General features: G+C 73.3%; 6 protein-coding genes. 3 read left to right on the top strand and 3 right to left on the bottom strand.

What is annotated here, in order from left to right; genetic code table 11:
• A partial coding sequence (locus GA0115242_RS06985) for a sigma-70 family RNA polymerase sigma factor (RefSeq protein WP_237548906.1) occupies positions 1-1,370 on the bottom strand: 1,370 nt, incomplete at its 3' end.
• A gap of 371 nt (positions 1,371-1,741) precedes the next feature.
• On the bottom strand, positions 1,742-2,503 hold the full coding sequence (locus GA0115242_RS06980) for a TetR/AcrR family transcriptional regulator (protein ID WP_093825615.1): 762 nt from the start codon (positions 2,501-2,503) through the stop codon (positions 1,742-1,744).
• Between the two features lie 371 nt (positions 2,504-2,874).
• Here GA0115242_RS06980 and GA0115242_RS06975 point away from each other — a divergent pair, with 371 nt between their 5' ends.
• Both GA0115242_RS06975 and GA0115242_RS06970 read left to right on the top strand, forming a co-directional pair.
• A complete protein-coding gene (locus tag GA0115242_RS06975) occupies positions 2,875-4,239 on the top strand; it encodes an NAD(P)/FAD-dependent oxidoreductase (RefSeq protein ID WP_093825613.1) in 1,365 nt (454 codons plus the stop codon).
• Positions 4,240-4,458: 219 nt separating this feature from the next.
• Positions 4,459-6,111 carry an ATP-binding SpoIIE family protein phosphatase gene (locus GA0115242_RS06970; protein ID WP_093825611.1) on the top strand — a complete coding sequence of 551 codons (1,653 nt, stop codon included), beginning with the start codon at positions 4,459-4,461 and terminating at the stop codon, positions 6,109-6,111.
• A gap of 9 nt (positions 6,112-6,120) precedes the next feature.
• Here the strand turns inward: GA0115242_RS06970 and GA0115242_RS06965 are convergent, their stop codons facing one another.
• Entirely contained in the window at positions 6,121-7,383 is a 1,263-nt protein-coding gene (locus tag GA0115242_RS06965; protein WP_237548905.1) for an MFS transporter, read from the bottom strand.
• 152 nt (positions 7,384-7,535) lie between these two features.
• On the opposite strand from GA0115242_RS06965, the gene GA0115242_RS06960 reads away from it, so the two are divergent.
• Complete coding sequence (locus GA0115242_RS06960; RefSeq protein WP_093825609.1) at positions 7,536-8,090, top strand: MarR family winged helix-turn-helix transcriptional regulator; 555 nt, start codon at positions 7,536-7,538, stop codon at positions 8,088-8,090.
• The last annotated feature ends 338 nt before the right edge of the window (positions 8,091-8,428 follow it).

Below are 8,428 nucleotides of genomic sequence, written 5' to 3'. Positions count from 1 at the left end.
GCGACCCCGGCCGCACCGGCGCCCGCGCCCCCGGCGATGAACGCGGCGGCCTTGGCGTACCCGGCCGCGCCGAACCAGCCGATGACGGCGATCGGCACGACCCCCGGGATGCCGTTGGCGACCTCCTTGATCTGACCGGCCGCCAGCCTGCACTGGGCGCACTCCTCCAGGTGCTTGCGCAGTCCGCGCTCGGCCCGGGTGCGCAGCCCGCCGCGGGCGTAGGCGCCGAGCCGGTCGGCGTAGCGGGCGCACTCCGCGTCACCCGCGAGCGTGGCGCTGACGTGGGCCTGCAGGTACGCCTGCTTGAGGCCCTCGCGGGCCCGGCTGGCGAGCACCCGGGTGCCGTTGGCGTCGAGCCCGAAGAGGGTGGCGACCTCGCTGGGCGACTCGTCCTCGACCTCGGTGTGCCAGAGCACCGCCTGCCACCGCTCGGGCAGCGACCGGAAGGCCCGCATCGCCATGGACCGCTCGGCCTCGTGCAGGGCGCGCACGTCGGCGCCGAGGTCGAGGGTGTCGTCGTCGGACGCCTCGGACCCGGCGGCCTGGCCGACGAACACCGCGAAGTCGTCGACGAGTTGCTCCCGCCGCGCCGACTTCGTCCAGCGGGCGGCCACCCGGCGCACCGACGTCAACAGGTAGGCCCGGACGGACTGTTCGGGCCCGGAGCCGCCGCGCACCGCCTGGAGCATCGCGGCGAAGACCTCGGCGGTGAGGTCGTCGGCGGTGTGGGCGTCCCGGCAGCAGGTGCGGGCGTACCGGCGCACGGCGTCCGCGTGACGGCGGAACAGCTCCTCGTAGGCGCTGTCGTCGCCGCCGCGCATCCACCCGATCAGTTCGGCGTCGGACGGCGGCAGTTCGCGGGGCGGCGGCAGCACCCCGCCGTCCTCGCGCCGGTCGCGCTGCGCGGGCACGGTCTCCTCGGCGAAGCCCCCCGCCCCGGCCGGATCACCACCCTGGAGATCGCCGTCGCGCGAGGCGGAGGGGTGGGACGCGGAGGGTCGGGGCTCGGAGGGCCGAGGATCGGAGGGCCATGGCGCGGCGGAGCGGGGCGCGGTGGAGCCGGGGTCGTCCGCGGGGGCGCCGTCGTCATGAGGGCCGTCGGCACGGGGACCGTCGGCACGGGGACCGGCGGCCGAACCGGCGGCACGGGGCTCGTCGGCTCGGGGGCCGTCGGTGTCAGGTGCGCCGCCGGGCGGGTGCTCGCCGCCGGGCGCGGTCGTGCCACCGGATGCGGGCCCGCCGCGGGGTGTGCCGCCCCGGCCGCCCTGGCTCGGTACCTGGGGGGTCGCGCCGAACTCCTCGGCGCCGTCGTCCCCGCCGTCGCCCCGCGACCCGCCCCAGGAGTCGCCGTCCCGCCCGTCAACGCTCATCGCGGAAAGCCCCCGCCGCCTGCACTGCCAGTCCCGAACACCGGGTCAGAGTGCCATATTGGCTTTTGTTCAGGACGGGCGCGGGTGCCCTGACCACTCGTCCGTGGGGACTTGCCGTTCGGCGGTACTAAGCGTCACCCGTTCGGGGAAGGATCAAGCGCCCCGCCGGCCAGGCCCGTTCGGCGAGTGGCCCGAATTGTCCGGTGCGTTCCCGGCTCGCGCCGGGCGCGCGGACCCGCACCGGCCCGCGCTCCACCGTCACCCCTTCGAGTCACCCGCCGTCAACGGAGACCGACGTCCGCACCCCGGCCGGGTCGTCACCCCGGCCGGATCTCACCGTGACCGGTGCTCACCGTGACCGGTGCTCACCGTCACATCGGCCGGGACCGCAGCCCCTCCAGCAGGATGTCCAGCAGCCGCGCCGACGCCGCCGCCTGCTGTGCCGCGTCCGGCAGCGCGGGCGCCGCCGTGGCGATCACCAGCAGGACGTCCGACACCGAGACGTCGGGCCGCAGCGCGCCCGAGGCGCGCGCCCGGTCGACCAGCTTCCCCACGACCTCCAGGAGCGCCGCGGCGCCCGTGTCGTCGTCCGGAAGCACCGAGGGCCCGCTGTCCTGCACCAGCCGCAGCTCGCCCGAGGCCGGCTGGCTGCGCTGCTGCGGCACCCGCGCCTCGTCGGCACCGGCACCGCCCTGCTCGTCCGCGACCCCCACCCGCAGCACCTGCGGCGGCAGCAGCCGTCCGGCGCCCGAGGCCACCGACGTCCGCAGGAAGCGCGACAGCGCCGACCACGGCTCGTCCTCCTGCCCGAGCGCCGCGCGCGCCTGCTCGGTCAGCCGGGACGTCTCCTCCTCGGCTATCCGCCGCACCAGCACGTCCTTGCTCGGGAACCGCCGGTACACGGTCCCCACCCCGACCCGGGCCCGCCGCGCCACGTCCTCCATGGGAGCGCCGTACCCCAGCTCGCCGAAGACCTCGCGCGCCGCCCGCAGGACGTGCTCCAGATTGCGCTGTGCGTCCACACGCAGCGGCGCCGACCGCGAGGACTCCCCGCGCCCACCGCCCGCCGCGCCCACCATGCCGCTCGCTGCGAGAGCGGCTGCGGTCGACCAATGAGATTCCTGAATACTCATGAATGATCCCCCGGTAATGACGTCTCCCCCCGGAGACTCCCCGCCATTGCAAGCCGAGGCTCAGGAACAAGCCCGTGTCTCGCGCCCGCCCGTCGCGGACCCGATGAGCGCACCCCCTACACCCCGTCGACAGACGAACATAGTTGAGTGGGGGTCAATTCAGAAGGGGCAGGTTCCGCACGGAGCGCCCCCCGATCGGAGTACGGGTCGCATACGCCCGGAATGCACCCCGCCCCGCGCCCCCGGTCACCCCGCTGACCTGCGGCTGCGAGGGGTACTCCGGCAATCCGGCCAACTGTGGAGGTCCCCGGCCCGCAGTCATACAGATGGTCGAGGCTGTGGACAAACCGCAGCGCCGGGTGCGTCATGGGATGGTGAAGGAACGTGCGCGCATTCTCGTTGTCGGCGGCGGCTACGTCGGGATGTACACGGCGCTGCGCCTCCAGCGGAAGCTGGGACGCGAACTGCGCAGGGGCGAGGTCGAGATCACCGTCGTCACACCCGACCCCTACATGACCTATCAGCCGTTCCTGCCCGAGGCGGCGGCCGGATCCATCTCCCCGCGCCACGTCGTCGTGCCGCTGCGCCGCGTCCTCGTCCACTGCCGGGTCCTCGTCGGCGAGGTCACCGCCCTCGACCACGGCAAACGCACCGCGCACCTCACCACCCTCGCCACCCAGGAGGAGGGCACCGGCCCCGACCAGATCGAGTACGACGAACTCGTCCTCGCCCCCGGCTCCGTCGCCCGCACCCTGCCCGTCCCCGGCCTCGCCGACCACGGCATCGGATTCAAGACCGTCGAGGAGGCCATCGGACTGCGCAACCACGTCATCGAACAGATGGACATCGCCTCCTCCACCCGTGACCTCGACGTCCGCGACGCCGCCCTGACCTTCGTCTTCGTCGGCGGCGGCTACGCGGGCGTGGAGGCGCTCGCCGAGCTGGAGGACATGGCCAGGTACGCCTCCCGCTCGTACCACAACGTCGAACCCGACGACATGAAGTGGATCCTCGTCGAGGCCAGTGACCGCATCCTGCCCGAGGTCGGCGAGGAGCTCGGCCGCTACACCCTCACCGAACTGCGCCGCCGCAACATCGACGTCCGCCTCACCACCCGCCTGGAGTCCTGCGCCGACCGGATCGCCGTCCTCAGCGACGGCGCCCGCTTCCCGACCCGCACCGTGGTGTGGACCGCGGGCGTCAGGCCGCACCCCCTGATCGCCGCGACCGACTTTCCGCGCACCGACCGGGGACGGCTGAAATGCACCGCCCGGCTGACGATCGAGGGCGTCACGCACGCGTGGGCCGCGGGCGACGCGGCCGCCGTCCCCGACGTCACCGCGGAACCCGGCACCGTCACCGCCCCCAACGCGCAGCACGCGCTGCGCCAGGCCAGGGTCCTCGGCGACAACATCGTCCACGCCCTGCGCGGCGAGGAACTGCAGACGTACGCGCACACCTCCGTCGGCGCCGTCGCCTCCCTCGGCCTCCACAAGGGCGTCGCGCAGATCCGCGGGCGCAGGCTGAAGGGCTACCCTGCCTGGTTCATGCACCGCGCCTACCACCTCAGCCGGGTCCCCACCTTCAACCGCAAGGCCCGGGTCCTGGCCGAATGGACGCTCTCCGGTCTCTTCAAGAGGGAGATCGTCTCGCTCGGTTCACTCGAACATCCCCGTGCCGAGTTCGAACGCGCGGCCGGTGGAAAGCCTTCTACCGACCCGAAGGGGTCGTCCTGACCCGACCGGGGAACTCCCACGGCATGTGGGGCGTCTGACGGATGTCGCCCCGGCCGCTCGCACTGCCAGACTGATCCCCGCACCGGCGACGAGCGCCCGCTCGCCCCTCGCACCACGAGGCTGTCCCCACCAGAGCCGCCCGCACCCCCGGGGTGCCGAGCACCGGACCCACGCCCGGGTCCGGAGCCGGCCGAAGACGACGACACGAGGCAAGGATTCGTGAACTTCACGCGCTGGAGCGCCCGGCTTCCCGGAACGCAGCGCCGCGCGGCAGCGCGGACCGACCGTCCGGCCACCCCCGACCGGCGCGCGGAGAGCGCGGGCGCCGTCCCCGCGGCCCGCGCCGAACACCTCACCGACGGGCACCCGCACATCCCCGCCGTCGACGAACTCCCCGTCCGTGACGTCCTCGACCGCGTCCCCGCCCTCGTCGCCCTGGTGCACGGCCCCGACCACCGGGTCGCGTACGTCAACGACGCCTACGTGGCCGCCTTCGGCGTCCGCCCCCTGGGCGAACCCGTCCGCGACGCCCTGCCCGAACTCGACCAGCTCGGCCTGCTCCCGCTCCTCGACCAGGTCCAGCGCAGCGGCAGGCCCCGCACCCTCAAGTCCCGCAAGGCCCCCGACGGCCGCTCCTACACCTTCACCTGCACCCCGGTCACCGAGGGCGACCAGGACGGCGGCGCGGTCCTCGTCTTCGCCACCGACGTCACCGACCACGCCGAGGCCGCCGAACGCCTGCGCGCCAGCGAACGCAGCCAGCGCGAGACCGCCGTCACCCTCCAGCGCTCCCTCCTCCCGCAGGAGCTGGAGGAACCCGACGACCTGCGCATCGCCGCCACCTACCACCCCGGCGGCACCGAGACCGCCGTCGGCGGCGACTGGTACGACGTCATCACCCTGGGCGGCGGCCGCACCGCCCTGGTCATCGGCGACGTCATGGGCCGGGGGGTGCGCGCGGCGGCCGTCATGGGCCAGCTGCGCACCGCCGTCCGCGCCTACGCCCGCCTCGACCTGCCCCCGCACGAGGTGCTCCAGCTCCTCGACGGCCTCGCCGCCGAGATCGACGCCAACCAGATCGCCACCTGCGTCTACGCCATCCACGACCCGAACGAGGGACGGCTGGTCTACGCCTCCGCGGGCCACCTGCCGATCCTCGTGCGCGACGAGCACGGCACCGTCCAGCGCGCCGACGAACCCACGGGACCGCCGCTCGGCACCGGCGGCTGGATGCACGCCTCCGGCTCGATCGCGCTCGGCCCGGGGTCCACCGCCGTCCTCTACACGGACGGCCTGGTCGAACGCCGCGACCAGGACATCGACGAGGGCATCGCCGCCCTGGAGCGCGCCCTCGCCGGCGCCACCGGCACCCCGCAGGTCGTCTGCGACCGCCTGGTCCGCTCGGCGGGCGTCACCGCGGACCACGACGACGACGTCGCCGTCCTGGTCCTCCAGCACCCCGCCCGCACCGGCCCCGCGGGCGAGCTGTTCCGCAACGCGGCCCTGGAACTCCTCGGCGGCATCGAGGCGGCGCCCCGCGCGCGTGCCTTCGCCTCCGGCGTCCTGACGAGCTGGCGCTTCCCGGCCGAACTGCACGACCTCGGCGTCCTGGCGGCCAGCGAACTCGTCGCCAACTCCCTCCAGCACGGCATCCCGCCGATGCGGCTGCGCCTGCGCCGCACCGACCGCCGCCTGATCATCGAGGTGACGGACGGCGACGACCACCTCCCGCGCCGCCGCCGCGCCGAGCCCGCCGACGAGTCGGGCCGGGGCATCGCCATCGTCGCGACGATCGCCACGAACTGGGGCTCGCGCCGGACCCCGGGCGGCGGCAAGGCGGTGTGGTGCGAGTTCGTGCTCCCCAAGGGGTGACTCGCTGGCTCAGGCCTCGGCGGCCACGGCCTCCGGTGCCTGCGGCCCGCGCACCACGACCCGGCTGCGCACCAGCCACGGCTGGTCCTGGACGTCGGTGAGCCGCCGCCCGAGCCGCAGGGCCAGGACGCTGATCCCGAGGGAGAACAGCAGGAACGTCACGATGTACGGCGCGTGCAGCGAGGCCCCCATCGGGCCGCCCACCGCCGGACCGACGGCCAGCGCGAGCTGCTTCACCAGGGCGAACGCGGAGTTGTACTGCCCGGCGAGACCGCTCGGCGCCAGATCGGCGACCAGCGGGGCCACGGTCGGCGACAGCATCGCCTCCCCGAGCCCGAAGAGGGCGTACGTCGACACGAAGGCGGCCGTCGCCATCTCCTGGCTGCCGTGCCCGAGCCCGGCGAACCCGGCCGCGACCCACGCCACGGCCCAGATCAGCCCCACGGCCGCGATCACCCGCGACCGCCGCCGCCGCTCGACGAACTTCAGCACCGCGAACTGCGCGACGACGATCATCAGCGTGTTGGCGGCCAGCGCGGTCCCCAGCGCGGACGTCGAGATCCCGGCGGCCTCCACCCCGTACGCGCTCAGCCCCGACTCGAACTGCCCGTAGCAGGCGAAGAACAGCACGAAGCCCAGCACGCACAGCTGCACCATCGCCCGGTTCCCGAGCAGACTCCTCCAGCTCCCCGGGCCCGACCCGGTCGGCGCGTCCCCGACCCGCGGGGCGCGCGGCATCCGCACCGTCGCCAGCACCGCGACCAGCACCAGGAACATCGCCGCCTCGATCGCGAACAGCAGCGTGAACGAGGAGACCCGGGTGGTGTCCACCAGATGCCCGCCGATCAGCCCGCCGACGCCGAGCCCCAGGTTCTGCAGGAAGAACTGGGTGGCGAAGGCGCGCGAGCGGTTCTCGGTCGTCGAGGAGTCGACGATCATCGTGGCGAGCGCCGGCTGCATCACGGCCTGCCCGGCCCCGAGCGCCGCCGCCGACAGCAGCACCGCCGTCGCGTTCCCCGCGAGCCCGAGGCTCATTGCGCCGGCGGAGGCGGTGACCAGGGCGGTGAGCAGGACCGGCAGGGGCCCGCGCCGGACGATGGCCCGCCCGGCGAACGGCAGCACGACGAGCGCGGCCACGGCGAAGACGGCGAGGACGAGCCCCGCCGTCATGGCTCCGAGTCCCCGCACCTGCGCCACATAGACGTACAGGTAGGGGACGGTGAAGCCGAGCCCGAACGCGCTGAGTGCGTTGCCCACGTGGATCCGGCGCATCACAGCGCCCCTCGCCCTGGTCACGGTCACCTCTCTCAGGTAGTTGAAGTCCGCCATCACTTAGTACGGAAGACTTCGAAGCTAAAGTTCGAAGGTAAACAGTACACCTAGAAGAACTTCAATACCAAGCGGCCACGTGCCATACTGCGGTGATGGGCGACACCCCCGGCAACCTCGGCAGCGAACCGACCCTCGACGAGCAGATCGCCGCGTACCAGCGCGAGTTCCAGGACCTCGACCCCCAGGTCGAGAAGATCGTCTCGGCGCTGTCCCGGCTCAACCGCCGGATGAACGTCGCCTACGGCCGCCAGACCTCGGCCCTCGGCATCAGCAACGCCGAGTGGGAGGTCCTCAAGGCACTCGTCCTCTCCGGCCTCCCCTACCGCCTCGGCCCGAGCGAGCTGGCCAAGCGCCTCGGCCTGACGCCCGCCGCCATGACCCACCGCATCGACCGCATGGTCGCGGAGGGCCTGGTGACCCGGGAGCGCGACGAGTCCAACCGGGTCCGGGTGATCGTGGAGCTGACCGCGGAGGGGCGCGAGAAGTGGCTGGAGGCCATGCGCCTCGCCTCCGGTTTCGAGGAGGACCTGCTCCAGGACCTGGCCGCCGAGGAGCGCGTGGTCCTCGGCGAGGTCCTGACCCGCCTGCTCCGCCGGGTGGAACACGCCCAGCCGGACGCCGGCGGCCGCCTCACCGACCTGGACTGACAGCGCCCCGCGATCCGCCGAAAAGATCTTGACAGGCGGTGCTTGACGCGCCTCTCGCCGGTCCGTATAGTTCTTCGGGTTGCCACGGGGCCGTCACGGTCCTCCGGCAGCACCTCAGCCGCTCACAGCGGCAACCCCACACTTTCAGCACGATCTCCCGCACGGGTTGATTTCGGCGTGCCCGAATTCAATTCGAATAGGGGCTCGGCGGCCCGATTGGGAATCGCCGGACGGATCCGCTAAGGTTTGGGACGTCGGAAGGGCCCAACAGCCCGGAAGACGAAGCCCGCTGACTGGGAATCAGGCCCGAAAGGATCTGATAGAGTCGGAACCGTCGG

The organism is Streptomyces sp. SolWspMP-5a-2, from assembly GCF_900091845.1.
GTDB lineage: Bacteria > Actinomycetota > Actinomycetes > Streptomycetales > Streptomycetaceae > Streptomyces > Streptomyces doudnae.
This window is presented reverse-complemented; position numbering and strand designations above follow the sequence as displayed.